The sequence below is a fragment of the Pseudomonas sp. W15Feb9B genome (assembly GCF_000828175.1).
Classification (GTDB): domain Bacteria; phylum Pseudomonadota; class Gammaproteobacteria; order Pseudomonadales; family Pseudomonadaceae; genus Aquipseudomonas; species Aquipseudomonas parakoreensis.
Window position 1 is genome coordinate 96,134 of record NZ_JTKF01000016.1, and the last position, 24,653, is coordinate 120,786.

The window sequence follows — 24,653 nt, forward strand, 5'->3', positions numbered from 1 at the left end:
TAACCGCAACAAGTTATTGCGACAACCCTGATCAATAAATTAAAAAAACTGCGAAAGTCGGCGGCACAACTGCGCATCGACTTTTACTGCGGCCAATCAAGATTCAGGATAAGTCCGACAAAATGTAAGTCACAAGAAAGAGCCCACGCGGCAATGGAGCAAATCACACACGCCCTGCTGAAAGATATGACATCGGCAAATCCGGAAACAATCTACCCGCCATGTCCGGCACGGCGAGGGAGCAAGCCCCCTCGCCTGCGCTCATGACTGCGGCTTTTCGCCGTACCAGCGCGGCGTGTAGACCCACTCGCCACCTTCGGCCTTGGGGAATGTGCACGTGGTCGAAGAACCAATCAGCACCATGGTGCGCATGTCCACCTGATCCGGGGTCAGTTGCCCCAGTGTGGTGACCCGCAGGGACTGCCCCGGCCGACCGATGTCGCGCCCCAACACCACCGGCGTCGCCGCAGTGCGATGTTGCGCAACGATTTCCAGTGCACGGCCCAGTTGCCACGGACGCGCCCGGGAGATCGGATTGTAGAAGGCCAGGGCCAGATCGGCGGCGGCCGCCAGATCCAGACGCTTCTCGATGATCGACCACGGTTTGAGGTTATCCGACAGCGACATCACGCAGAAATCATGACCCAGCGGCGCACCCGCTTGCGCAGCCGTGGCGAGCGAGGCGGACACTCCCGGCAGGATTTCCAGCTCGACGCTGTGCCAGGCCGGATCGGTCGACTCGTGCAATGCTTCAAGCACCGCTGCGGCCATGGCGAAAACGCCGGGGTCGCCGGACGAGACCACGATGACCGAACGCCCCTCGGCCGCCAGCCGGAAGGCGTGGCGGGCGCGCTGCATTTCTTCGCGATTGTCGGTGCAGTGCTGCACCTGATCAGCGCGAAACGGGCCGGCCATGCGCACATAGGTTTCATAACCGAGCACATCGGTGGCCCGTGCCAGTTCCGCCTTGACCGCTGGCACCATCAGCTCGGCAGCGCCGGGGCCGAGGCCGATCACCGCCAGGCGTCCACGCTGACGACCGATCTGCGCGACGTCCAGCGGCTGTTCGGCGCGCGCAATCGCCAAGCCGTTGGCACGGCTGATCGTGGCCTGCGGCAGTGCCTGACGCGCCAACGCGTCGAGGTCGTTGTGCGCCGCGACAAAGCGCAGCGGCACACCCAGCTCGATGGCGGCTTCACGCAGCTTGGCCGACGCCATTTCCGTGTCAGCCGCCAGCAGACAAGCCAGCGCCTGCTGCGCAACCCCGGCCTGCTGCAACGCGGCGCGCACAGCGTTCGGCAGGTCCTCCAACTGCGCACTCACCGCCACCGCGACGCTGCGCGGATAGATCAGCAACTCGTTGGCGTTCGCGATACGTTCGGCACTGCCGACATGAATCGAGCGCTGCGCCTGCGGGTCTTGCGGCAACTGCGCCTGATCCAGCCACGGCGCCGCACCTTCGATGCGCACGCTGTGCCCGGCCAGCAGGTCGGAAACGAAACGCTTGCCCAGTTCCAGATCCGCCAGCGCATAGCCGCTGGGTGGATTGAGCAGGCAAGTGCCGAAGCGCAATTCGCCACTGGTGGTGATCGCCGCTGCGACCTGCAATGCGCCAGCGATTTCCCGGGCCATGACATTCACCCCGCCGAGGCCACCGAGCAGCGGCACCACGGCGCTGCCGTCTTCGGCAACGGCGAGTACCGCCGGTTCAGCACCTTTTTCCAGCAACAGCGGCGCCAGGGTGCGAATGACGATGCCGGCCGCGCACAGGGCAATGATCGGCGTGTCTTGCTGGTACAGCTCACGCAGGGTTGCGCCGAATTCCTGATAGCGGCGGTCGGCGCCTTCGACGCGTCCGGCGAGGCCGTGGATCTGCGCCGTCGGATACACCTGCTGGATACGTCGCGCGGTGGCCAGCGCGCTCTGTCCGAGGATGACAATGGCCGGAGTGGACTGTGTCATCAACCTTGCCACCGTTCACCCGGTACGATGATCAGCGAAAAGTACGGCGAGGACATCGGCTCGACCTGATCCAGCGGTACGATCTTCTGATTGGCCATGGTCGCGCGTTCGACGTACAGCGCCCGCTCAGCCAGACCGAGCTCTTCGAGTACCGCTCGGACTTTGGGAAAGTTGCGCCCCAGCTTCATGATCACCGCCGCATCGGCGTCGGCCAGACGCCGCTTCAGATCCTCGTGCGGCAGTACACCGGAGAGCACCGACAGGCTCTGGTTGCGATACACCAGCGGCGCGCCGAGTACCGAGGCGCCGCCAAGCATCGAGCACACGCCCGGCACCACTTCGGCTTCATAGCGGGTGGACAACCGGTCATGCAGATACATGTAGGAGCCGTAGAAGAACGGATCGCCTTCGCAGATCACTGCAACGTCGCGCCCGGCGTCCAGATGCGCCGCGACTTCTTCGGCGGCAGCGTCGTAAAAATCACTGATCACTTGCTCGTAGGACAGCGGCGCCGGCAGCACTTCGGTGGTCACCGGGTACACCAGCGGCAGCAGGTTCTGCGCGTCCTGCAGGTGCGCTTCGATGATGCCGAACGCATTGCCTTTTTTACCCTTGGCGACGAAGTACGCCACCACTGGCGACTCGCGCAGCAGACGCAGGGCTTTCACGGTAATCAGTTCCGGATCACCGGGGCCCACGCCAAGGCCGATCAGACGTCCTGTTGCCTGCATCATTCGACCTCCGTGGCGAGGGCATTGACTGCGGCGGCGGCCATGGCACTGCCGCCGAGCCGGCCTTGCATGATCACGAACGGTACACCGCGACTGTCAGCCGCCAGCGCCGCTTTCGATTCGGCGGCGCCGACGAAGCCCACTGGGAAGCCGAGGATCAGCGCCGGTTTCGGTGCGCCGGCGTCGAGCATTTCCAGCAGATAAAACAGTGCGGTCGGCGCGTTGCCGATCACCACCACGCTGCCTTCCAGGTGTGGACGCCACAACTCCAGCGCCGCCGCCGAACGGGTGTTGCCCAGCTCACGGGCCAGCTCCGGCACGCTGTCGTCGCGCAGGGTGCAGATCACTGGGTTGTTCGCCGGCAAACGCGCACGGGTCACGCCTTCGGAAACCATCCGCGCATCGCACAGGATCGGCGCACCGGCCGCCAACGCATCGCGCCCGGCCTTGCCGGCGCCCTCGGAGAATTGCAGACCGTCGATGGCCTCGACCATTCCGCAGGCGTGGATCACCCGCACCGCGAGTTTTTCCAGATCGGCCGGGATGCGTGCCAGATTGGCCTCGCTGCGAATGATCGCGAAGGAGTTGCGATAGATCTCCTGACCGTCGCGGATGTAATCAAGCATCAAGGGGGCTCCGTGAGCGGGCGTCGAGCAGGATCGCGGCCGCTTCAATAGTAAGGTTGCGTGCGTGCAGCGTGCCGAAACCCGGCAGCGCTGCATCGCGAAAATAGAGGTCGTAATGACCGGGGCTGATCGCCAGCAATGTGGCGGGTGCGCGGTGGGCCGCCGCGCAAGAGCGCGGGCAGCCGGACAGGTGCACGTTCTGCGCCTGAGGCAACAGCGTCGCCAGCCATCGGGCGTCGTGTTTGGTATCGGCCAGGCCTTTGCCGCAACCGCTGGAACCGGTGCAGGCAATCAGCCTGGACAGCGGCTCACTGGCATCGGTCAGCCAGTGCAATTGCGTCAGTGTTTGCAAGACTTGCGCCGCGTCAGAGGGTTTCACGTTCGGCAGCAACAGACTTTGCCACGGGGTGAAACGCAGGCTGCCATCACCGTACTCGCGGGCCAGCCGGGCGGCGCCACGCAGCATGACCGGGTCGAGACGGCCAAGCGCCGGCACCGCGCCGACATACACCCGGTCGGCAGCGTTTTGCGGGTGAACACCGATGTGCAGAGCCTCCGCCAGCGGCGTGCGCTGTCGGGCAACGACGGCTTTGATCGCCACCCGTTCGCGCAACTGTTCGAGGAAGGCCGGCATCGGCCATTCATCAAGCAAATGGCGCATGCGCGTCTGCTCCGGCCGAGCCCGCTCGAGGAACAACTCCAGCACCGCGACCACCAACGCATGGCCGTTTTCCAGGGTCACGGCACCGGCCGCCCGATCGGTCGGACAGCCGGCCAGACCGAACGCCAGCAAGACTTCATCGTCACACTCAAACGCCGACAACCACAGATCATGCGGATGTTCGAGCATCGCCATCGCCTCACCACCGTCCAGTTGCACGGCAAACTTGGCGCTCAACTCGGGAAAGCGCGGATGCGTCTGCAATGTCAGCAGAATCTGTTCAGCCAGAGGCCGGGTATCGAATAGCAACCGCCGATCGATACCGGCGCTCGGGCTGAGCATCAGGTTGCGTACATCGTCACCCGCTGCGGTTTGCGGCCCGAGGCCGGCGGCCAGCAAGCTGTCGGTCAATACCGCTGACTGCTCACCGATGCCGCGAATCTGCAGATTGGCGCGGTTGGTCGCCTCGATTTCCCCACGGGCGAAACGCTCGGCGGCATTGGCCACCGCATCGGCCTGATCGGCAGTGATCGAACCGCCATTGAGCTTGATCCGGCAGATGCCGCCGTCCAGCGCCTGGACGATACGCAGCAACCCCGGACAAGCCGAGGGGCGCAGAGCGGTGGACAGAGGGCGTTCGTTCAAGGGATGACCGGCTGGCTGGCAGCGCTGTGGTGGGCGAAAGGTCGCCATTATGCCTGCTTTGCCCGAGCGCATGAAAATGCCTGCCGGTCGGAAACTGCACCCAGGCTGCAATTCCCGCTGTCAGGCGCTGCTTCAGAGTTGGTATTCCTCAAACCTGGACGCATTCTCGCGAATGGCTTGCTCCACACTTGCCCGGTTGGCATCCATGGCCCGGCGCTTGATCAGCAGCTTTCTGGCGCGAATGTCCAGTTGTGACATGGGTTGATGAACCTGCCAGAACAGATAGTTGGTATTGAGTACCAACTTGATAAAGCGGATATGGCTGAGTACCACCACCAGCTCGTCATGGGTGTTCTGACTGACCGGCAAAATGTGCGAGTTGAAAGTTTTGCCACTGAGCGCTGAAAACTGCTTCAACAACGCCGCATCTTTTTCCAGCGCTGCAAGTCCCGCTTCAACCTGGGTCAGTTGCGAACGCGCGAGCAACGGCGCAGTCAATCGCCGCCATGCCTCCTGCACACTCCCGGAAAACGCCGTCTGGACCAGCACCACTGGCTGTTCCTCAAGACTCCAGCCAAACGACCAGAGGATGCCGGCAAAATGATCGAACCACTGCGCAGGCTGAGTACTGCTGTTATAAACGCCGTCCGCCTTGATCTGCGCGAGATAAATGCAGTGCTTCACAAAGTTGTTATCGGCCTCGGCCCGACCTTCCAGGCCGGTGAATAACATATTGTTAACGGCCACTGCGTTATTCTGACTTAAACGTGTATTGGAACTGATATCCATATCATCTCCTGCCAACTTGGCATTGATTATTTATCGATCTATTGCGCCAGACTTATTAAAAGACTGAACTGAAGCAAACTAACAAAAACAGCAGTTGAAAAATCCAATATTGCTCAACAACACATTTCCGCGCGGCTTTCAGCCCACCGCGACGACAGACCCGCGTCAGATGCCGGCCGCCGCGTTATCATGCCGCCCTTGAAGATCTACCCTGGATTTAAGGAACGGCATGACACCCTGGCTGACGGTTGTGGGAATCGGTGAAGACGGCTTCAAGGGCCTGGGCAAAAATGCCCGGCGCGCCCTGATGGGCGCCTCGCGGATCATCGGCGGCCAGCGGCAACTGGACTTGCTGCCGGTATGTATACGCGGTGAACGCGCGTTGTGGCCAAGCCCGTTTTCCCTCGCGCCGGTACTGGAGCAGCGCGGCGAAGCGGTGTGCGTGTTGGCCAGCGGTGATCCGATGTTCTATGGCGTCGGCGCCAGCCTTGCGCGGCAGGTGCCGAGTGCCGAGATGCTGATCCTGCCGACGCCCTCTTCCTGTTCGCTGGCCGCCGCCCGACTCGGCTGGCCGTTGCAGGATGTAGTGACACTGTCGCTGGTCGCGCGACCTTTGGCGGCACTCAATGCGCAGCTGTTCAGCGGCGTGCGCCTGTTGCTGCTGAGCAATGACCGGCAAAGTCCGGCGGCGGTCGCGGCGCTGCTGCGCGAGCGCGGATTTGGCGGCAGTCGCCTGAGTGTTCTGGAGCACCTGGGCGGCGACGCCGAGCGGCGCATCGACAGCACTGCCAATGACTGGAACGACCCGGCGATTGCCGATCTGAATGTGATCGCCATCGAATGCCTGGCCGATGCGCAGGCACCGCGCCTGTCGCGTCTGGCCGGACTGCCCGACTCGGCATTCCAGCACGACGGGCAACTGACCAAACGCGATGTCCGCGCCATCACCCTCGCCCGCCTTGCGCCGATCCCCGGCGAACTGCTGTGGGATGTCGGCGGCGGTTGCGGCTCGATCGGCATCGAATGGATGCGCGCGCACCCCAGTTGCCGTGCCATCGCCATCGAGGCGGACGAAGGCCGACAGGCCTTGATCGAACACAACCGCGACGCGTTGGGCGTACCCGGTCTGCAATTGGTGCGGGGCCGCGCACCACAGGCGCTCGCCGGGCTGGAGCGACCCGACGCGATCTTCATAGGGGGCGGCGTGACCCGTGAAGGCGTGTTTGAAACCTGCTGGGAACAACTCAAGCCCGGTGGCCGACTGGTGGCCAACGCCGTGACCCTGCAAAGCGAAGTCACTCTGATGCACTGGCGCGAACTCCACGGCGGCGAACTGACCCGAATTCACGTGGCCCAGGCGCAACCGCTGGGCGAGTTCGACACTTGGCGTCAGGCGCTGCCGATCACCTTGCTCGATCTGGTCAAACCCCTCGATGCGTGACGAAACCGCCGAACAACCCGCGCCGCTGCGTAGCGGCCTGACCACTGGCAGCTGCGCCACCGCCACCAGCCTTGCCGCCGCGCGCCTGCTGCTCGACGGTACCTCGGCGGACGCGGTGCAGATCGTCCTGCCCAAGGGCAAGCAGGTGCAGATGCGCCTGGAGTTTTGCCGCTTGACCGCCGACGGCGCCGAGGCCGGAACGATCAAGGACGCCGGCGACGACCCCGACGTGACCCACGGTGCGCTGCTCTATTCACACGTGCGGCTGCTGGCCGTGCCGGGGATTCGCTTCATCGCGGGCACAGGTGTCGGCACCGTGACCCGGCCGGGGCTGGTGCTCGGCGTCGGTGAGCCGGCAATCAACCCGGTGCCGCGCAAGATGATCAGCGATCACTTGAGCCTGCTCGCCGCCGAACGCGGTTATGGCGGCGGCTTCGAGGTCACGGTCAATGTCGAGGGCGGCGAAGCGCTGGCGCTGAAAACCATGAATCCACGGCTGGGCATTCTCGGCGGTCTGTCGATTCTCGGCACCAGCGGTATCGTTCGGCCGTTTTCCTGTGCGGCGTACATCGCCTCGATCCATCAGGGCATCGACGTCGCCAAAACCAATGGTTACCTGCACATCGCTGCGTGCACCGGCAACGCCAGCGAAGACACCATGCGCCGGGTCTACGACTTGCCCGAAATCGCCTTGATCGAAATGGGCGACTTTGTCGGCGCGGTGCTCAAGCATCTGCGCAAAGTGCCTGTGGATAAACTCAGCCTGTGCGGCGGCTTCGGCAAGATCAGCAAACTGGCGGCCGGGCACATGGATCTGCACTCTCGCCATTCCAGCATCGACCTGCCGCAACTGGCCGAATGGGCGGCGGTGATTGGCGCCGATCAGGCGTTGCAACAGAGTATTCGTGAAGCAAACACCAGTCAGCAGGCCCTGGCGATGGCCAGTGCGGCAGGCATTGCCCTCGGCGATGAGGTCTGCCGCCACGCGCTGAATTTCGCCCGCAGCGTAGTGCCGGCGCAGGTTCAGGTCGAAGTGTTTGCGATTGATCGCCAGGGCGGCATTGTCGGCCACGCCGGAGGTTTTGCATGAAGCGCATTCTGTTGCTGGGCGGCGTCACCGAAGCCCTGGCCATCGCTCGCACGCTGGGGCCAGAACACATTTACAGCCTGGCCGGCGTGGGCCGGGTGCCGACCGACCTGACCTGCCAGGTACGCGTCGGCGGCTACGGCGGGGCCGAAGGTCTGGCGCAGTTCATTCGCGACGAAGGCATCGACCTGCTGCTCGACGCGACCCACCCCTACGCCGCGCAAATCAGCCACAACGCCGCCCGCGCCGCGCAACTGAGCGGCATCCCTTGCTGGGCCTTGCGCCGCCCTGCATGGCAGCCGCAACCGGGCGATGACTGGCGCGAAGTCAGCGACTGGGCCGAACTGACCGCAGCCCTCAAACCGTTCCGCCGCCCGCTGTTTACCCTCGGCCGCGAACCGCTGCAACACCTCGATGAAATCCCTGCCAGCCAGTTCTGGACCCTGCGCGCCCTCGACGTCTACCCCGGCAACGAACGCTGCGAAGTGATCGGCGCCCGTGGGCCATTTCTGCTTGAGGACGAACGCGCACTGTTCGAACGCCGGCAGATCGATGTCCTGATCAGCAAGAACAGCGGCAGCACCGCGACCGAGCCGAAACTGGAAGTGGCGCGGGAGTTGCGAGTACCGGTGATGGTGTTGAAGCGGCCGGTGTTGCCGGGGGTTGATCGGGAGTTTGTGACGACGGCTGAAGTCTTCGCTGCCCTTGCCGCCTTCACCCGGCTTTAGCCAGTTGCAGATCCCGAATACGCCTTCGCGGGCAAGCCCGCTCCCACAGTGGTCGGTGGCGACCGCATAGTTTGCGTATGCCAGGGATCCTGTGGGAGCGGGCTTGCTCGCGAAGGCGTGCGACCTGACAGCTCGTATCCTGAACGTTAAAAAGCAGATCAAAAGTTCGCAGCCTCGTTCCACTCGTCAGCTCCTACAGGATCGGCGGATGAGTCTGGCGTTGCACATTTCCACCGCTACACTCATTTCCATTGATCTGCGACACCAAACCGCACGACGCCTTTTTACTTATCGGCCCTGATCAGGCTAAATAGCCCGCGCCTGATCGCCCACCCAACGGATCTGTCCCATGAACCGACACCGGCTAGCATTTGCCTGGATCGCCTGCTTTGCAGTGCTGTTCAACATGCTCGCCATGCCGATGACCGGGGCGCTGGCGCAGGCGGCCAATTCACCGGCCGAACAATTGCTGTGGAGCAGTTTCTGCACTGGCAGCGGGACGAAGATGGTGGCGATCAACATCGGCACCCCGCAGCAGAAAGCCCCGTCCAATGACAGCCATTCCAACATGCAGCATTGCTGGTGCTGCTCGGGTTCAGCGCCGCTGGTGGCGTTGCCGGGGCATGCGCCGCAGCTGTATTTTGCCCGTTACGAAAGCAATCGCAGCGTGGCGCCGCCCTCGTTGCAAACACCGACACCGCGCCAGCAATGGCCGAGCCTTAATCCGCGCGCCTCGCCTCTGGTTTGATTTGTTCTCGCAATTGACCTGCGTATCAAATCGTTCTGGAGAACTGCCATGTTGAACAAACTCTTCGTCATCGCTGCGCTGTTGCTGCCGGCGTGCTTCGCCCATGCCCACGAATACAAGGCCGGCGAGCTGGAAATCGCGCACCCGTGGTCGCAGGAGTTGCCGCCCAACGCGCCAACCGTCGCCGCTTATTTTGTGGTCAGTAACCCCGGCAAGACCGACGACCGCCTGCTCAGCGTCGACTCGCCGATCACTGACGAGGCTCAGTTGCACGAGCACGTGATGCAGGGCGATCTGATGAAAATGCAGCAAGTGCCCAACGTGGTGATCCCGGCCGGCGGCAAAGTGACGTTCGCGCCGATGGCCTATCACGTGATGCTGCTCAACCCGAAAGACCGCAACCTGCTCAGCGACGGCAAACGCTTCCCGCTGACCCTGCATTTCGAAAAGGCCGGCAACGTGACCGTCGAAGTCGCGGTGCAGAAGAAACCACCGGAAACCAAGGCACACGATCACGCCCAGTAACCGATCCGGCTGACCACGCCCGTGCGCCCGCAACGCGCCGGGGCGTCCAGCAAGCATCGCCAGAGTCAGGCTCTGACCCGCGGTAGCTGGATCGCCCTGTTCGCCATGTTGATGATCTTCATCGGCCCGCTGATTTCTCAGTCGATGCCGATGGATCAGCACGCCTCGAGTTCCATGCCGATGAGCATGGACATGGCCATGCCGGGTATGGATCACGCCGCGCACGGCGCACAACCGGCTGCCGAACACTGTCCGCCGCAATCATCGCACCACGCCCTGTGGGAAAAGTGTGGTTATTGCAGCCTGCTGTTCAATTGCCCGGCGCTGACCGGTGGCGGCACGTTCGTCACATTCAGCATCGCCCACGTCAACACCTTCGTCCCATCCTCCCCGCGTCTGGGCCATGCCCGGCAGACCTTCTTCCCTGGCGCCCGCACCCGCGCCCCGCCCGTCACAGCGTAAACACCGCACCTTTGATTGCACACGGTTGAGAAGACAGCTTCAGGCTGCCGGCCGTGTCGTTTACGACTGTTTGATGGAAATTGTCATGTCCAGGTTTTCTGCTGTTCCGCGCTCGGGTTCTGCCCGGGCTTCCTTCGCACTGAGCGAATCGCGCATTCGTTTCTCGCACGCTACCGCCGTCCTTTGCGGCGTCCTGCTGTCGCCGCTGGTGCTGGCCGATGACCACGCCGGGCACAACGAAGAACTGAGCCCGACGGTGATCACGGCCATCGCCCCGAGCTCGCCGCTGACCATCGTCACCAACCCCAAGGACCCGCGCCAACCGGTGCCGGCCAGCGACGGCGGCGATTACCTGAAGACCATTCCCGGCTTCGCCCTGGTGCGCAACGGCGGCACTAATGGCGACCCGGTGCTGCGCGGCATGTTCGGTTCGCGGCTGAACATTCTCACCAACGGCAGCATGCTGCTCGGCGCCTGCCCGGGGCGGATGGACGCGCCGACCTCCTACATCTCACCGGAAACCTACGACAAACTCACGGTGATCAAAGGCCCGCAAACCGTACTCTGGGGCCCGGGCGCATCGGCCGGCACGATCCTCTTCGACCGTGAGCCGGAAAGCTTCGGCGAACTCGGCACGCGGGTGAATGCCAGCGTGCTGGCCGGCTCCAACGGACGCTTCGACAAGGTCGTCGACGCCGCTGCCGGCGGACCATTGGGCTACGTGCGGGTGATCGGCAACACCGCGCACTCCGACGACTACCGCGATGGCAACAACGACAGCGTGCCGTCGCGCTACGACAAGTGGAACGGTGACATCGCCGTCGGCTGGACCCCGGACGCAGACACCCTGATCGAACTCACCGCCGGCAAGGGCGATGGCGAAGCGCGCTACGCCGGACGCGGCATGGACGGTTCGCAGTTCCTGCGCGAAAGCCTCGGCCTGCGCTTCGAAAAATCCAACATCACTGACGTACTGGAGAAACTCGAAGCACAGGTCTACTACAACTACGCCGACCACGTGATGGACAACTACACCCTGCGCACACCGTCCGGCACCGGGATGATGGCCGGGCCCATGGCCTCCAACGTCGACCGTCGGACCCTCGGCGCGCGGATCAAGGCGACCTGGCGCTGGGCCGACATCCAGTTGATCACCGGCCTCGATGCGCAGACCAACGAACACCGCCAGCGCAGCGGCATGGGCATCGACACCTACAAGGATCAGCCCTACACCAAGGACGCCGATTTCCATAACTACGGCGTGTTCAGCGAAATGACCTGGTACGCCGCCGACCGCGATCGGCTGATTACCGGCGCCCGGGTCGACCGTGCCTCGGCCAAGGATTACCGGCAGAGTATCGGCTCGGGGATGATGAGCCGCCCCAACCCGACCGCCGACGAGACCCGCGCCGACACCCTGCCCAGCGGTTTCGTGCGCTACGAGCATGACCTGACCGACACACCGGCCACGCTGTACGCCGGCCTCGGTCACGCGCAGCGCTTTCCGGATTACTGGGAGCTGTTTTCACCGAAGTCCGGCCCGGCCGGTTCACTGAATGCGTTCGACTCGATCAAGCCGGAGAAGACCACCCAGTTCGACTTTGGCGTGAACTACAAGACCGCCGAACTCGAAGCCTGGGCCTCGGGCTACGTCGGTGTGGTGCGCGACTACATCCTGTTCGACTACACGCCAACGATGATGGGCATGAGTACTTCGCGCGCGGAAAACATCGACGCACGGATCATGGGTGGCGAACTCGGCGCCGCCTACAAACTCACCGATAACTGGAAAGCCGACGCGACCCTGGCGTACGCCTGGGGCAAGAACAGCAGCGATGGCAAGGCCCTGCCGCAAATGCCGCCACTGGATGCCCGCTTCGGCCTGACCTACAGCGAAGACAACTGGAGCGCCGGGGCGCTGTGGCGCGTGGTCGCGGCGCAAAACCGCATCGACCAGAACAAAGGCAACGTGGTCGGCAAGGACTACGACAAGAGCGGCGGCTTTGGCGTGTTCTCGCTCAACGGCGCCTACCGGATCAACAAGAACTGGAAGGTCAGCACCGGCGTCGACAACCTGTTCGGCAAGGCTTACGCCGAGCACCTGAACCTGGCGGGCAACGCCGGTTTCGGCTACCCGGCCAACGACCCGCAAGCGATCAACGAGCCGGGGCGCACGCTCTGGACCAAGGTCGATATGAGTTTCTGACAGTCAAATCCCACCCTGTGGGAGCGAGCTTGCTCGCGAAGGGGACGGCACGTTCAGCATAGATGCAGCCTGATACGACGCCTTCGCGAGCAAGCTCGCTCCCACAAGGGTTGCAGAACAACTAAAAGATCCAAGCCAAGCGGAGCAAACGTGATGCAAAAGCCCAAACCGAATTTCTACAACCTGGCCTGGCGCTGGCATTTCTATGCCGGATTATTCGTCGCGCCATTCATGGTGATGCTGGCCCTGACCGGCATCGTCTACCTGTTCAAACCGCAACTCGATTCACTGATGTACAGCAGCCTGCTCAACGTCCCGGCCGGGCATCACACGGTGCCGGCCGATGACCTGCTGCAACGGGTCAAGAGCGCTTATCCACAGGGTCAGATCAGCCAATACCTGCCGCCGGCCAACGCCGAACGCAGCGCTCAGTTTGTCGTGAAGAATGAGGGTCATGAACTCAATGTGTTCATCGATCCGTACCACGGCGACATCCTCGGCGAGCAGGATGCGAAGAAAAATCTGCAAGCCGTCGCCCGCGCCATTCACGGCGAATTGATGATCGGCACGCTCGGTGACCGCTTGATCGAACTCGCCGCCGGTTGGGGTGTGGTGTTGGTGGTGTCCGGAGTGTTCCTGTGGTGGCCGCGCGGGCAGGCCGCCGGGATTCTGTGGCCACGGCTGAACAGTCGCGGTCGGGTGTTGTGGCGTGATCTGCACGCGGTTACCGGATTCTGGGGCGCCGCACTGTTGCTGGTGATGCTGCTCAGCGGCATGACCTGGACCGGCTTCTGGGGCAAGCAATACGCCCAGGTTTGGAACGTGTTCCCGGCCGCGATGTGGAACAATGTGCCGACCTCCGACATCGAGGCCGGCAGCCTCAACAACGCCGCGCGCCAGACCGTGCCATGGGCGATGGAAAACACGCCGATGCCGATGTCCGGTGACCATGCCGAGCACATGGCCCACGGCGGCATGCAACACGGCCCCGCCGCACCCGCGATCAGCCTGCAAGACGTGCAGAGCATCGCCATTGAGCGCAAGGTCGAACCCGGCTACAGCATCACCCTGCCGACCACCGCGACCGGCGTGTTCACCATTGCCGTGTTCGCCGACGACCCGCGTAACGATGCGACCCTGCATGTCGATCAGTACACCGGCAAGGTCCTCGCCGATGTGCGTTTCGAGCAGTACGGCGCGGTGGCACGGGCCACGGAAATCGGTGTGATGCTGCATGAGGGCAAGATGTTCGGCACCTTCAACCAGATCGTCGTGCTGCTGATCTGCCTGATGATTCTGCTCAGCGCCGTCAGCGGCGTGGTGATCTGGTGGAAGCGTCGTCCGCAAGGCAAGTTCGGCGTGCCGCCGCTGCGCCATGACCTGCCGAAATGGAAAACCGGGGTGGCGATCATACTGGTGCTGGCCGTGATCTTTCCGCTAGTGGGCGCTTCGCTGGTGCTGGTCTGGCTGCTGGATCGCCTGCTGTTGTCGCGTCTGGGCCGCCAAGCTGAATCTGCCTCAACTTCATCGTGAAGCAGGCGAGATGCGCGTTTCAGACAGATCTTTAAACTGCCGGGGTTTAAACTCCGGCAGATTTTAGTGTTACTGTATAACGCAAATATGCCGCTCTGCCCGCGATCAAAAGTTGCGGGCTTTCTTTTGAAGAAGTGATTCACCGCCCCGATGAACAAGTACCTCTTGTCCAGCCTCTGCCTGTTCGCCCTGAACAACGCCAACGCCGATGGCCAACCGCTGACGCTGCCCACCGGCACCATCACCGCGCCTGCGCTTGACGAAGAAAATGTCAGCCTGACCACGCCGACCTCCGCCGGTTCGCGCCTGCACCTGACGGCCATGGAGACCCCGGCCAGCGTCGAAAGCCTCAGCGGCGAGCAGGTGCGCGCCCGTGGCGATCGCAGCGTGCAGGACGCCGTGTCGCGCAGCACCGGCATCAGCCGCACCGGCACTCCGGGCGATGGCGGCACTTCGTTGCAGGCGCGCGGTTTTACCGGGCAGAGTTCAGTGATGCAGTTGTATGACGGCAACCGCATGTACACCGGCATGGGCACCGTGACCTTTCCGGTCGACACCTGGTCGGTGCAGCGCGTCGACGTGCTACGCGGCCCGGCCTCGGTGCTGTACGGCGAGGGCGCGACCGGGGCGGTGGTCAACGTGATTGCGAAGAAACCGTTCGAGGGCGACATCGAAAACCACTTGCGCCTCGGCTACGGCTCCTACGACCGTCAGCAGCAGGCATTCGACAGCGGCGGTTCGCTGAGCGACACCCTGAGCTATCGGCTCAATCTCAATCGCCTGCGCAGCAACGGCTGGATTGATCGCGGTGATTCATCAAGCGATTTCATCAGCGCTGCGCTGCGCTGGCAGGCAAGCGATGATCTGGCCTTCACCCTCGCCCACGATTACGGCGATCAGCGCCCGCAGAACGACTTCGGCACGCCGTTGATCAACGGCCAATTAAAAGACAGCCTGCGCAACAAGAACTACAACGTGCGCGACGACCAGCAGCACTACAACGATCAGTGGACGCGCCTGACCACGGATTGGCAGATCAACGATGCCGTCAGTGCCAGCAACGAGCTGTATTACCTCAAGGCCCGGCGCCGCTGGCAGAACGCCGAGAACTACAACTTCGACACCGCCACGCAACAGCTCAGCCGCAGCGGCTACTTCGGCATCGGCCACCAACAGGAACAGGTCGGTGACCGCCAGACCTTCACCTTCAAACACTCGCTGTTCGGCCTCGACAGCCAGACCGTGACTGGCGTCGATTACAACCGCATCCGTTTCCAGCTCAACAGCAACTCGCCGTTCAACGATGTGTTGCCCAACGGTCAGCCCTTGGATCTGTATCACCCGCAACCGGGCTATTTCGAAAGCGCCAACCCGTACCGCGACCAGTTCGACAGCACCACCAAACAGATGTCAGTGTTCGGCGAAAACCGCACACAACTCAGCGAGCGCTGGTCGCTGGTGACCGGCGTGCGCCGTGACTATGTACAGGTGGATCGCAACAACCTGGTCGACGACAGCCAGAGCGACAAGACCCTGACCGGCAATAACTGGAAGGCTGGACTGGTGTTTGCCCTGACGCCCGAGACTTCGTTTTACGCTCAGGTCGCGACCAGCACCGACGGCATTGGTGGCCTGATATCCCTGAGCCCGAGTCAGCAGCAATACGACCTGTCCACGGCACGCCAGACCGAGGTCGGCATGAAGCAGTTGTTCTGGGATCAACGCGGCGAGTTCACCCTGGCGGCCTATCGCATCGTCAAAAAGAAGCTGCTGACCGACGATCCGGGTAACCCGACGCTCAAGCAGCAAGTCGGTCAGCAATCGTCCAACGGTCTTGAAGCCAGCCTCGACCTGCAACTGCCGCACGCCTGGCAACTGCAGGCCAACGCCGCCATCGTCAAGGCCAAGTACGATGACTTCTCCGAAGTGGTCAACGGACAGACGCTGTCGTACAACGGCAATCGTCCGGTGGATGTACCACGGCGCACCGCCAATCTGTGGCTGAACAAAAACCTCAGCGATGATCTGAAGGCCGGGGCCGGCGTGCGTTATGTCGATGCACGTTACGCCGACATGGCCAACCGCAATGAGCTGCCGAGTTACACCGTGGTCGATGCGACGCTGTCGTGGCAAGCCTTGCGCAACACCACGCTGGGCCTGCAGCTGAACAATCTGTTTGACCGCCAGTACGCACAAAGCCAATACAATGCGGGCCAGCAGTGGATTCTCGGCGAGCCGAGATCGTTTTTCGTCACGGCGGATTACACCTTTTGATTCACCGGCCCCTTCGCGAGCAAGCTCGCTCCCACATTGAAATGCGATCCACTGTGGGAGCGGGCTTGCTCGCGAAGGCGTCATCAGCAACACCCGATATTTCAGAGTAAAAGCATGACCTCACTGACCCTCGCCAACCTTGCCTGGACACCTCTGGGCCACGGCCACTGCCATCACCAGTTCCAGCTGCGTGATGCCTCGTTGCAGGTGGCCGCCGGTGAGTTTGTCGGGCTGATCGGCCCCAACGGCAGCGGCAAGACCAGCCTGCTGCGCTGCGCCTATCGCTTCAGTCAGCCGGAAAGTGGCGAGGTCAGACTCGATCACCACAACGTGTGGAAGCAATCCTCGCGCTGGTGCGCGAAACGCATCGCCGTGGTTCTGCAGGAATTCCCCGATGCCTTTGGCCTGACCGTCGAAGAAGTGGTTGCCATGGGTCGCACGCCGTACAAAGGCCTGTTCGATGGCGACACGCTGGACGATCGCAATCTGGCGACGCAAGCGCTCAAATCCGTCGGCCTCGACGGCTTCGAAGACCATGCGTTCGCCACGCTGTCCGGCGGTGAGAAGCAGCGGGTGATCCTTGCCCGCGCCCTGACCCAGCAACCGCAACTGTTGATCCTCGACGAGCCGACCAACCACCTCGACCCGCGTTATCAGCTCGAACTGCTGCAACTGGTCAAACGTCTGCAGATCGGCACCCTCGCCAGCATCCACGACCTGAACCTGGCCGCCGCGTTCTGTGACCGACTGTACGTGATCAACCACGGCCGGATCGTCGCCAGCGGCACGCCGCCAGAAGTACTGACCACCGAGCTGCTGCGCGACGTATTCGGCGTCGAGGCGTTGATCGACTCCCACCCCCTCCACGGCTACCCGCGAATCACCTGGATAACCCGACCATGACTGTGCGTTCCCTGCTTTGCGTCGCTCTTCTGTTGTGCAGTGCCCAAGCCTTGGCCGAAGCCACCAAATACCCGCTGACCGTCCATAGCTGCAACCGCGAAGTGACCTTCAACGAGGCGCCGAAGCACGCGGTCAGCCACGACATCAACATGACTCAGATGATGCTCGCCCTCGGCCTCAAACCGCGCATGGCCGGTTACAGCGGCGTCAGTGGCTGGAAGTCGGTGACGCCCCAGATGCAGTCGCTGCTCGACGGCTTGCCGGAGCTGGCCGCGAAATATCCGTCGGTGGAAACCCTGCTCAACGCCAACGTCGATTTCTTTTTCGCCGGCTGGGATTACGGCATGCGCGTCGGCGGTGATCTCACCCCGCAGACCCTGCAACCGCTGGGCATCAACGTGTATGAGCTGACCGAGTCCTGCGCCTTCGTGATGAAGCGCCCGGCGGCGACGCTGGATGACACCTACAACGACCTGCGCAACCTCGGGAAGATTTTCGACGTACAGGATCGCGCCAACGCACTGATCGCCGACATGCAGAATCAGGTCGCCGAGATCCGTAAAGACCTGCCCGCCGACAAGCCGCGTGTGTTCCTCTACGACAGTGGCGAAGACCGCGCCATGACCTCCGGCCGACTCGGCATGCCGCAGGCGCTGATCGACGCGGCGGGTGGGCGCAACATTCTCGATGACGTCGACGCGAGCTGGACCCGGGTCAACTGGGAGACCGTGGTCGAACGCAATCCGCAGGTGATCGTGATCGTCGACTACAGCGAAATCACTGCAGAGCAGAAGATCGAATTTCTGCTGAAGAACCCGGCGCTGCAATCGGTGGACGCGATCAAGAACCAGCGTTTCATCGTCATCCCTTACGTGCAGGCCACACCGGGGATCGATAACGTGCTGGCGGTGGAAACCCTGGCCAAAGGATTCCACGGCGAATGATCGACCGGCGCTACGCCCTATTGCTCACCGCCCTCGGCGCCCTGTTGCTGGTGTCGTGCGTGGTCTCGCTCGGTTTTGGTCCGGCGCGGGTGCCGGTGGAGGTGGTGTGGCGGATTCTGCTGCACAAGACCTTCGGTTTCGGCGAGGTGAGCTGGAGCGCCGGGCAGGAACACATCGTCTGGCTGATCCGCGTGCCGCGCATGTTGCTCGGGGCGTTGGTCGGTGCCGGGCTGGCGTTGATCGGCGCGGTGCTGCAAGCAGTGACGCGTAATCCACTGGCCGATCCGCACCTGCTCGGCGTCACCTCCGGTGCGACCCTCGGCGCAGTGATCGTGGTGCTGCACATTGGTGAAATCGTTGGCCTGTTGACCTTGCCGATTGCCGCCTTCATGGGTGCATTGCTGAGCATGTTTCTGGTATTGGGCATCGCCAATCGGCAGGGTCGACTCGACAGCGACCGCTTGCTGCTGTGCGGCGTGGCGGTGTCGTTCGTGATGATGGCGATCGCCAACCTGCTGTTGTTCATGGGCGACCATCGCGCCAGCTCGGCGGTGATGTTCTGGATGCTCGGCGGCCTTGGCCTGGCGCGTTGGGAGCTGCTGGCGATACCCGCGCTGAGCGTGCTGCTCGGCCTCGGTCTGCTGCTGGGCATGGCCCGCCCGTTGAACGCACTGATGGCTGGCGAGCAGACCGCCGTGACCCTCGGCCTGAATGCCCGGGCGGTGCGTTTGCGGGTGTTTGTGATCGCCTCGTTGATGACCGGAGTGCTGGTGTCGATCAGTGGCTCGATCGGCTTTGTCGGACTGATGGTGCCGCACATTGCCCGGCGTCTGGTGGGTGCCGAACATCGCCGTCTGCTGCCGGCCTGCGTACTGCTCGGCAGCCTGTTTCTGGTGTGGGTCGATGTGGCCGCGCGAACCCTGATCGCGCCGGAAGACCTGCCCATCGGCGTTGCCACCGCGGCCATCGGCGGCCTGTTCTTCATCGGCCTGATGCGCCGCCGCTGACACAAGCCCGATCAAAAACTGTAGGAGCTGCCGCAGGCTGCGATCTTCTGATCTTGCTTTTGATTTTAAAAAAACAAAGTCAAAAGATCGCAGCCTTCGGCAGCTCCTACAGGAATTGTGGGCGCCCCAATCTGGCGCGGCCGCCTGCACCAACGCTCTCTCCGCGTCCCTTCATGGTGCGCACCGCCCACGCGCAACCGCTCTAAACCGACATTTTCCTGCCCGATCCCGACCGGGCACAGCCCTTGCAAAACACCCTTCAGTCGTCCGCATCTGCCAACCATAAAAAACTTTAACGTTCATGGAGATCGCACAATGAAGCGTCGCAGTTTGATCAAGGCTTTCACACTCACGGCATCCATTGCCGCGATGGGCATGACCTGGACTGTCCAGGCCGCCGAGACCATCAAGGTGGGGATTCTGCATTCGTTGTCCGGGACCATGGCGATTTCCGAAACGTCGCTCAAGGACATGGCGCTGATGACCATCGACGAGATCAATGCCAAGGGCGGGGTGAACGGCAAGATGCTCGAACCGGTGGTGGTCGACCCGGCGTCGAACTGGCCGCTGTTCGCCGAGAAAGGCCGGCAGTTGCTGACGCAGGACAAGGTCGCGGTGGTGTTCGGCTGCTGGACCTCGGTGTCGCGCAAATCGGTGCTGCCGGTGTTCGAAGAACTCAACGGCCTGCTGTTCTACCCGGTGCAATACGAAGGTGAAGAGATGTCGCCGAACGTGTTTTACACCGGCGCCGCGCCGAACCAGCAAGCCATCCCGGCCGTTGAATACCTGATGAGCGAAGAAGGTGGCAGCGCCAAGCGCTTCTTCCTGCTCGGCACCGACTACGTCTACCCGCGCACCACCAACAAGATCCTGCGCTCGTTCCTGCACTCCAAAGGCGTGGCCGACAAGGACATCGAAGAGGTCTACACCCCGTTCGGTCACAGCGACTATCAAACCATCGTCGCCAACATCAAGAAATTCTCCGCCGGCGGCAAGACCGCTGTGATTTCCACGGTCAACGGCGACTCCAACGTGCCGTTCTATAAAGAGCTGGCCAACCAGGGGCTGAAGGCGACCGACGTACCGGTGGTGGCGTTCTCCGTGGGTGAAGAAGAACTGCGCGGCATCGACACCAAACCGCTGGTGGGCAACCTCGCGGCGTGGAACTACTTCGAGTCCGTGGAGAACCCGGTGAACAAAAAGTTCGTCGCTGACTGGAAGGCTTATGCCAAGAAACACAACCTGCCGGGCGCCGACAAAGCGGTGACCAACGACCCGATGGAAGCCACTTACGTCGGCATCCACATGTGGGCGCAGGCGGCGGAGAAAGCCAAGTCCACCGACGTCGACAAAGTCCGCGAAGCACTGGCTGGCCAGACCTTCGCCGCGCCGTCCGGTTACACCCTGACCATGGACAAGACCAATCACCACCTGCACAAGCCAGTGATGATCGGCGAGATCCAGAACGACGGTCAGTTCAACGTCGTGTGGCAGACCGAAGGCCCGATCCGTGCGCAGCCGTGGAGTCCGTTTATCGATGGCAACGACAAGAAACCGGATTATGCGGTGAAGAGCAACTGAGGCGGATTCAATCTTTGAGGCGGGCTTGAGATCTACCCCCTCACCCCAGCCCTCTCCCCCTAGGGGTAGAGGGGGAAAGGGAGCCGATCTTCGTGCTTTTCAAAGTGTGAGCTCGGCTCGAATTCGCAGGTCGCAACACATCGTCCTGACACCTCGGTCAGTCCCCTCTCCCTCCGGGAGAGGGTTAGGGTGAGGGGCGGTTGAACAGGACACCACTAATGCCCACTGCCATATACCGCTTATTTCTGGCCCTGGCACTGCTGTTGCCGATGACTGCCTTTGCCAACGACGCCGAAGACTTCGTCGCCGCCAACCCGGTGCAACAGGCCAAACTGCTGGAAGCCTGGGCCGCGCAGCCCGAGCCGGCGCGTGTCGAGCTGATCAACGCCCTGCAACAAGGCGAATTGATCATCGACGGCCAGCCCAAAACCCTGCGCCTGAATAACCGCCTGCGGGGTCTGATCGACACCGCTCTGGCCAGCCACCAATTGCTCGCCGCCGACGCCAAAACCCGTCTGACTGCCGCGCAGCAATTGCAGAAAAGCGCGAAACCCGCGCAGCTGAAATTCCTCGACCAGCAACTGGCTGGCGAAAAAGATGAAAGCGTCCACGCCGCCCTGAGCCTGGCGCTGGCCAACCTGCAACTGGTGGACAGCGACCCGGCGGTGCGTCTGGCCGCCGTGCGCCTGCTCGGCGAAACCGGCGATCCGCTGGCCCGCACCCGCTTGGAAGGACTGCTCGAACCCGGCGTCGAAAGCGATGCCGGTGTACGTACCGCCGCCGAAACCAGCCTCGCGCAGGTCAAGCGCAAACTGCTGATCGGCGAAGTACTCGGTCAAGCGTTCAGCGGCATGTCGCTCGGCTCGATTCTGCTGCTCGCGGCCCTCGGTCTGGCGATCACCTTCGGCCTGCTCGGGGTGATCAACATGGCCCACGGCGAGATGCTGATGCTCGGCGCCTACTCGACCTACGTGGTGCAGTTGCTGTTCCAGCGCTACGCGCCACAGGCGATCGAGTTCTATCCACTGATTGCGTTGCCTGTAGCGTTCTTCGTCACCGCAGCAATCGGCATGGCGCTAGAGCGCACGGTGATTCGTCATCTCTACGGCCGACCGCTGGAAACCCTGCTCGCCACTTGGGGCATCAGCCTGATGCTGATCCAGTTGGTGCGCCTGCTGTTCGGTGCGCAGAACGTTGAAGTGGCGAACCCGACGTGGCTGTCCGGCGGGATTCAGGTGCTGCCGAATCTGGTGCTGCCGTACAACCGCATCGTGATCATCGCCTTCGCCTTGTTCGTGGTGGTGCTGACCTGGCTGCTGCTGAACAAGACCCGCCTCGGTCTCAACGTGCGAGCGGTCACGCAGAACCGCAACATGGCCGCCTGCTGCGGCGTGCCCACCGGGCGCGTCGACATGCTCGCCTTTGGCCTCGGCTCGGGCATCGCCGGCCTCGGTGGCGTGGCGCTGAGCCAGATCGGCAACGTCGGCCCGGACCTCGGCCAGAGCTACATCATCGACTCGTTCCTGGTGGTGGTGCTCGGTGGCGTCGGCCAACTCGCCGGCAGCGTACTGGCGGCGTTCGGCCTGGGCATCGCCAACAAGATTCTCGAACCGCAGATCGGTGCGGTGCTCGGCAAGATCCTGATCCTCGCGCTGATCATTCTGTTCATCCAGAAACGTCCGCAAGGCCTCTTCGCACTGAAAGGACGGGTGATCGACTGATGAACCAGCCTCTACTTGTCACGGCCACGCAAAAGGCCGGCCCGAAACTCACCCTCGCCATCGGCGCGGTGATCCTCGCGCTGTTGATCGCCCTGCCGTTGCTCTCGCTGTTGCCGGCGGACAGCGCGCTGCACGTCTCGGCCTACACCCTGACGCTGGTCGGCAAAATCCTCTGCTACGCCATCGTTGCTCTGGCGCTGGATCTGGTCTGGGGTTACGCCGGGCTGCTGTCGCTGGGCCACGGGCTGTTCTTCGCCCTCGGCGGTTATGCGATGGGCATGTACCTGATGCGCCAGGCCGCCGGTGACGGCTTGCCGGCGTTCATGACCTTTCTGTCGTGGACCGAATTGCCGTGGTACTGGAGCGGCACCAGCAGTTTTATCTGGTCGATGTGTCTGGTGGTGCTGGCGCCAGGTCTGCTGGCGCTGGTGTTCGGTTTCTTTGCCTTCCGCTCGCGGATCAAGGGCGTGTATTTCTCGATCATGACCCAGGCCCTGACCTTCGCCGGAATGCTCCTGTTTTTCCGCAACGAGACCGGCTTCGGCGGTAACAACGGCTTCACCAACTTCCGCACGATTCTCGGCTTCGGCATCACTGAACCGGGTACCCGCGCGGTGCTGTTTCTGGCGACCGTGTTGTTGCTGGTGGCGAGTCTGTTCATCGGCTGGCGTCTGGCGCAGAGCAAGTTCGGTCGGGTGCTGACGGCGCTGCGTGATGCGGAAAACCGCCTGATGTTCTGCGGCTACGACCCGCGCGGTTTCAAGCTGTTTGTCTGGGTCTTGAGCGCGGTGCTGTGCGGTCTGGCCGGGGCGTTGTACGTGCCGCAGGTGGGGATCATCAACCCCAGCGAAATGTCGCCGACCAATTCGATCGAAGCGGCGGTGTGGGTCGCCCTTGGCGGACGCGGAACATTGATCGGGCCGCTGCTCGGCGCCGGTGTGGTCAACGGCATGAAGAGCTGGTTCACCGTGGCGTTCCCCGAATACTGGCTGTTCTTCCTCGGCGCGCTGTTCATCGTCGTGACGTTGTATTTGCCCAAAGGTGTGATCGGCCTGCTGAAGAAACGAGGTGAACAATGAGAGTCACAGCGAGTGCTGAATTCATGCTCGAACCGGCGTTTTTCCCAGTAGAACCGAACAAGGACGAAGGCACCAGCCGCGACTCGATCGGCCTCGGCCAACGCGTCGGCCCGGGCCTCGACACCCGCCACGGCACGATCCTGACCCTGGAAGACATCAGCGTCAGCTTCGACGGCTTTCGCGCGCTGAACAATCTGAACCTGTACATCGGCGTCGGCGAACTACGCTGCATCATCGGCCCCAACGGCGCGGGCAAGACCACGCTGATGGACGTGATCACCGGCAAGACCCGCCCCAGTCACGGCAAAGCCTGGTTCGGCGAAACCCTCGACCTGACGCAGATGAGCGAAGTGCAGATTGCCCAGGCCGGGATCGGGCGCAAGTTCCAGAAACCCACAGTGTTCGAAGCGCTGAGCGTGTTCGAGAACCTGGAACTGGCGCAGAAAACCGACAAGTCGGTCTGGGCCAGTTTGCGCGCACGCTTGAGTGGCGAGCAGCGCGAGCTCATCAGCGAAGTGCTGGAGACCATCCGCTTGACTACCTCGGTCAATCGCCCGGCAGGCATGCTGTCACACGGGCAGAAGCAGTTTCTGGAGATCGGCATGTTGCTGATGCAGGCCCCGCAACTGCTGCTGCTCGACGAACCGGTGGCGGGCATGACCGATGCCGAAACCGAATTCACCGCCGAGCTGTTCAAGTCGCTGGCCGGCAAGCATTCGCTGATGGTGGTGGAGCATGACATGGGCTTCGTCGGCTCGATTGCCGACCATGTGACGGTGCTGCATCAGGGCAGCGTGCTGGCGGAAGGGTCGCTGGAACAGGTGCAGGAAAACGAGCGGGTGATCGAGGTCTATCTCGGTCGCTGATGATCCATCCCCTGTAGGAGCTGCCGAAGGCTGCGATCTTTTGATCTTGATCTAAAAAACAAGATCAAAAGATCGCAGCCTTCGGCAGCTCCTACACAGGGATTTGAGGAGATTTTGAGAATGCTGCAAGTCGA

The 24,653-nt window shown here is 62.6% G+C and carries 21 protein-coding genes; 16 read left to right on the forward strand and 5 right to left on the reverse strand.

The features are described 5' to 3' along the window. Positions 1–261 precede the first annotated feature (261 nt). The 5 genes from cobJ to OC71_RS10145 all read right to left on the reverse strand — a co-directional run bounded on the left by cobJ (position 262) and on the right by OC71_RS10145 (position 5,414). Complete coding sequence (gene cobJ, locus OC71_RS10125; RefSeq protein WP_041068166.1) at positions 262–1,962, reverse strand: precorrin-3B C(17)-methyltransferase; 1,701 nt, start codon at positions 1,960–1,962, stop codon at positions 262–264. Beyond that, positions 1,962–2,696, reverse strand: coding sequence for a precorrin-2 C(20)-methyltransferase (locus tag OC71_RS10130; protein ID WP_371260372.1), 735 nt, complete (start codon positions 2,694–2,696; stop codon positions 1,962–1,964). Before OC71_RS10130 ends, cobJ begins: the two co-directional genes overlap by 1 nt. Then, on the reverse strand, positions 2,693–3,319 hold the full coding sequence (locus OC71_RS10135; RefSeq protein ID WP_041068168.1) for a precorrin-8X methylmutase: 627 nt from the start codon (positions 3,317–3,319) through the stop codon (positions 2,693–2,695). The genes OC71_RS10130 and OC71_RS10135 overlap by 4 nt, the downstream gene beginning before the upstream one ends. Beyond that, positions 3,312–4,610 (reverse strand): precorrin-3B synthase, encoded by a 1,299-nt coding sequence (gene cobG / locus OC71_RS10140; RefSeq protein WP_371260375.1) that lies wholly within the window; start codon positions 4,608–4,610, stop codon positions 3,312–3,314. Before cobG ends, OC71_RS10135 begins: the two co-directional genes overlap by 8 nt. A 147-nt stretch (positions 4,611–4,757) precedes the next feature. Continuing rightward, complete coding sequence (locus OC71_RS10145; RefSeq protein WP_041068172.1) at positions 4,758–5,414, reverse strand: hypothetical protein; 657 nt, start codon at positions 5,412–5,414, stop codon at positions 4,758–4,760. 229 nt (positions 5,415–5,643) lie between these two features. Between OC71_RS10145 and OC71_RS10150 the strand changes: the two genes are divergently transcribed. From OC71_RS10150 to urtD, 16 genes are all read left to right on the forward strand, one after another. After that, positions 5,644–6,855 (forward strand): bifunctional cobalt-precorrin-7 (C(5))-methyltransferase/cobalt-precorrin-6B (C(15))-methyltransferase, encoded by a 1,212-nt coding sequence (locus tag OC71_RS10150; RefSeq protein ID WP_041068174.1) that lies wholly within the window; start codon positions 5,644–5,646, stop codon positions 6,853–6,855. After that, the gene (locus tag OC71_RS10155) at positions 6,848–7,945 is read left to right on the forward strand and encodes a cobalt-precorrin-5B (C(1))-methyltransferase (RefSeq protein WP_041068176.1); all 1,098 of its coding nucleotides are present in this window, start codon (positions 6,848–6,850) and stop codon (positions 7,943–7,945) included. The genes OC71_RS10150 and OC71_RS10155 overlap by 8 nt, the downstream gene beginning before the upstream one ends. Further along, the gene (locus OC71_RS10160) at positions 7,942–8,670 is read left to right on the forward strand and encodes a cobalt-precorrin-6A reductase (RefSeq protein WP_041068178.1); all 729 of its coding nucleotides are present in this window, start codon (positions 7,942–7,944) and stop codon (positions 8,668–8,670) included. The genes OC71_RS10155 and OC71_RS10160 overlap by 4 nt, the downstream gene beginning before the upstream one ends. A gap of 349 nt (positions 8,671–9,019) precedes the next feature. Then, positions 9,020–9,418 carry a DUF2946 domain-containing protein gene (locus tag OC71_RS10165; RefSeq protein WP_041068180.1) on the forward strand — a complete coding sequence of 133 codons (399 nt, stop codon included), beginning with the start codon at positions 9,020–9,022 and terminating at the stop codon, positions 9,416–9,418. 48 nt (positions 9,419–9,466) lie between these two features. Further along, positions 9,467–9,943: a copper chaperone PCu(A)C gene (locus tag OC71_RS10170; RefSeq protein WP_041068182.1), complete on the forward strand. Its 477-nt coding sequence runs from the start codon at positions 9,467–9,469 to the stop codon at positions 9,941–9,943. Positions 9,944–9,964: 21 nt separating this feature from the next. Next, complete coding sequence (locus OC71_RS10175; protein ID WP_041068184.1) at positions 9,965–10,405, forward strand: DUF2946 domain-containing protein; 441 nt, start codon at positions 9,965–9,967, stop codon at positions 10,403–10,405. An 85-nt stretch (positions 10,406–10,490) separates the two neighbouring features. Next, a complete protein-coding gene (locus OC71_RS10180; protein ID WP_041068186.1) occupies positions 10,491–12,611 on the forward strand; it encodes a TonB-dependent copper receptor in 2,121 nt (706 codons plus the stop codon). A gap of 153 nt (positions 12,612–12,764) precedes the next feature. Beyond that, positions 12,765–14,144 carry a PepSY domain-containing protein gene (locus OC71_RS10185; protein ID WP_041068188.1) on the forward strand — a complete coding sequence of 460 codons (1,380 nt, stop codon included), beginning with the start codon at positions 12,765–12,767 and terminating at the stop codon, positions 14,142–14,144. Positions 14,145–14,294: 150 nt separating this feature from the next. Beyond that, positions 14,295–16,418 carry a TonB-dependent siderophore receptor gene (locus tag OC71_RS10190; RefSeq protein ID WP_041068190.1) on the forward strand — a complete coding sequence of 708 codons (2,124 nt, stop codon included), beginning with the start codon at positions 14,295–14,297 and terminating at the stop codon, positions 16,416–16,418. A 114-nt stretch (positions 16,419–16,532) separates the two neighbouring features. Then, the gene (locus OC71_RS10195) at positions 16,533–17,321 is read left to right on the forward strand and encodes an ABC transporter ATP-binding protein (protein WP_041068192.1); all 789 of its coding nucleotides are present in this window, start codon (positions 16,533–16,535) and stop codon (positions 17,319–17,321) included. Continuing rightward, entirely contained in the window at positions 17,318–18,265 is a 948-nt protein-coding gene (locus OC71_RS10200; RefSeq protein WP_041068194.1) for an ABC transporter substrate-binding protein, read from the forward strand. Before OC71_RS10195 ends, OC71_RS10200 begins: the two co-directional genes overlap by 4 nt. Next, positions 18,262–19,272: an iron ABC transporter permease gene (locus tag OC71_RS10205; protein ID WP_041068196.1), complete on the forward strand. Its 1,011-nt coding sequence runs from the start codon at positions 18,262–18,264 to the stop codon at positions 19,270–19,272. The genes OC71_RS10200 and OC71_RS10205 overlap by 4 nt, the downstream gene beginning before the upstream one ends. Positions 19,273–19,587: 315 nt before the next feature. Beyond that, positions 19,588–20,853 carry an urea ABC transporter substrate-binding protein gene (urtA, locus tag OC71_RS10210; protein ID WP_027613564.1) on the forward strand — a complete coding sequence of 422 codons (1,266 nt, stop codon included), beginning with the start codon at positions 19,588–19,590 and terminating at the stop codon, positions 20,851–20,853. A 218-nt stretch (positions 20,854–21,071) separates the two neighbouring features. Then, positions 21,072–22,574, forward strand: a complete 1,503-nt coding sequence (urtB, locus tag OC71_RS10215) for an urea ABC transporter permease subunit UrtB (protein WP_041068201.1) — start codon at positions 21,072–21,074, stop codon at positions 22,572–22,574. Beyond that, on the forward strand, positions 22,574–23,653 hold the full coding sequence (urtC, locus tag OC71_RS10220; RefSeq protein ID WP_041068203.1) for an urea ABC transporter permease subunit UrtC: 1,080 nt from the start codon (positions 22,574–22,576) through the stop codon (positions 23,651–23,653). The genes urtB and urtC overlap by 1 nt, the downstream gene beginning before the upstream one ends. Beyond that, positions 23,650–24,519, forward strand: a complete 870-nt coding sequence (gene urtD / locus OC71_RS10225; RefSeq protein ID WP_041068205.1) for an urea ABC transporter ATP-binding protein UrtD — start codon at positions 23,650–23,652, stop codon at positions 24,517–24,519. Before urtC ends, urtD begins: the two co-directional genes overlap by 4 nt. Positions 24,520–24,653: the final 134 nt, after the last annotated feature.

Coding starts and splice junctions, on each gene's coding strand:
- cobJ (WP_041068166.1), bottom strand. CDS start 1,962: ATGACACAGTCCACTCCGGCCATTGTCATCCTCGGACAGAGCGCGCTG.
- OC71_RS10130 (WP_371260372.1), bottom strand. CDS start 2,696: ATGATGCAGGCAACAGGACGTCTGATCGGCCTTGGCGTGGGCCCCGGT.
- OC71_RS10135 (WP_041068168.1), bottom strand. CDS start 3,319: ATGCTTGATTACATCCGCGACGGTCAGGAGATCTATCGCAACTCCTTC.
- OC71_RS10145 (WP_041068172.1), bottom strand. CDS start 5,414: ATGGATATCAGTTCCAATACACGTTTAAGTCAGAATAACGCAGTGGCC.
- OC71_RS10150 (WP_041068174.1), top strand. CDS start 5,644: ATGACACCCTGGCTGACGGTTGTGGGAATCGGTGAAGACGGCTTCAAG.
- OC71_RS10155 (WP_041068176.1), top strand. CDS start 6,848: ATGCGTGACGAAACCGCCGAACAACCCGCGCCGCTGCGTAGCGGCCTG.
- OC71_RS10160 (WP_041068178.1), top strand. CDS start 7,942: ATGAAGCGCATTCTGTTGCTGGGCGGCGTCACCGAAGCCCTGGCCATC.
- OC71_RS10165 (WP_041068180.1), top strand. CDS start 9,020: ATGAACCGACACCGGCTAGCATTTGCCTGGATCGCCTGCTTTGCAGTG.
- OC71_RS10170 (WP_041068182.1), top strand. CDS start 9,467: ATGTTGAACAAACTCTTCGTCATCGCTGCGCTGTTGCTGCCGGCGTGC.
- OC71_RS10180 (WP_041068186.1), top strand. CDS start 10,491: ATGTCCAGGTTTTCTGCTGTTCCGCGCTCGGGTTCTGCCCGGGCTTCC.
- OC71_RS10185 (WP_041068188.1), top strand. CDS start 12,765: ATGCAAAAGCCCAAACCGAATTTCTACAACCTGGCCTGGCGCTGGCAT.
- OC71_RS10190 (WP_041068190.1), top strand. CDS start 14,295: ATGAACAAGTACCTCTTGTCCAGCCTCTGCCTGTTCGCCCTGAACAAC.
- OC71_RS10195 (WP_041068192.1), top strand. CDS start 16,533: ATGACCTCACTGACCCTCGCCAACCTTGCCTGGACACCTCTGGGCCAC.
- OC71_RS10200 (WP_041068194.1), top strand. CDS start 17,318: ATGACTGTGCGTTCCCTGCTTTGCGTCGCTCTTCTGTTGTGCAGTGCC.
- OC71_RS10205 (WP_041068196.1), top strand. CDS start 18,262: ATGATCGACCGGCGCTACGCCCTATTGCTCACCGCCCTCGGCGCCCTG.
- urtA (WP_027613564.1), top strand. CDS start 19,588: ATGAAGCGTCGCAGTTTGATCAAGGCTTTCACACTCACGGCATCCATT.
- urtB (WP_041068201.1), top strand. CDS start 21,072: ATGCCCACTGCCATATACCGCTTATTTCTGGCCCTGGCACTGCTGTTG.
- urtC (WP_041068203.1), top strand. CDS start 22,574: ATGAACCAGCCTCTACTTGTCACGGCCACGCAAAAGGCCGGCCCGAAA.
- urtD (WP_041068205.1), top strand. CDS start 23,650: ATGAGAGTCACAGCGAGTGCTGAATTCATGCTCGAACCGGCGTTTTTC.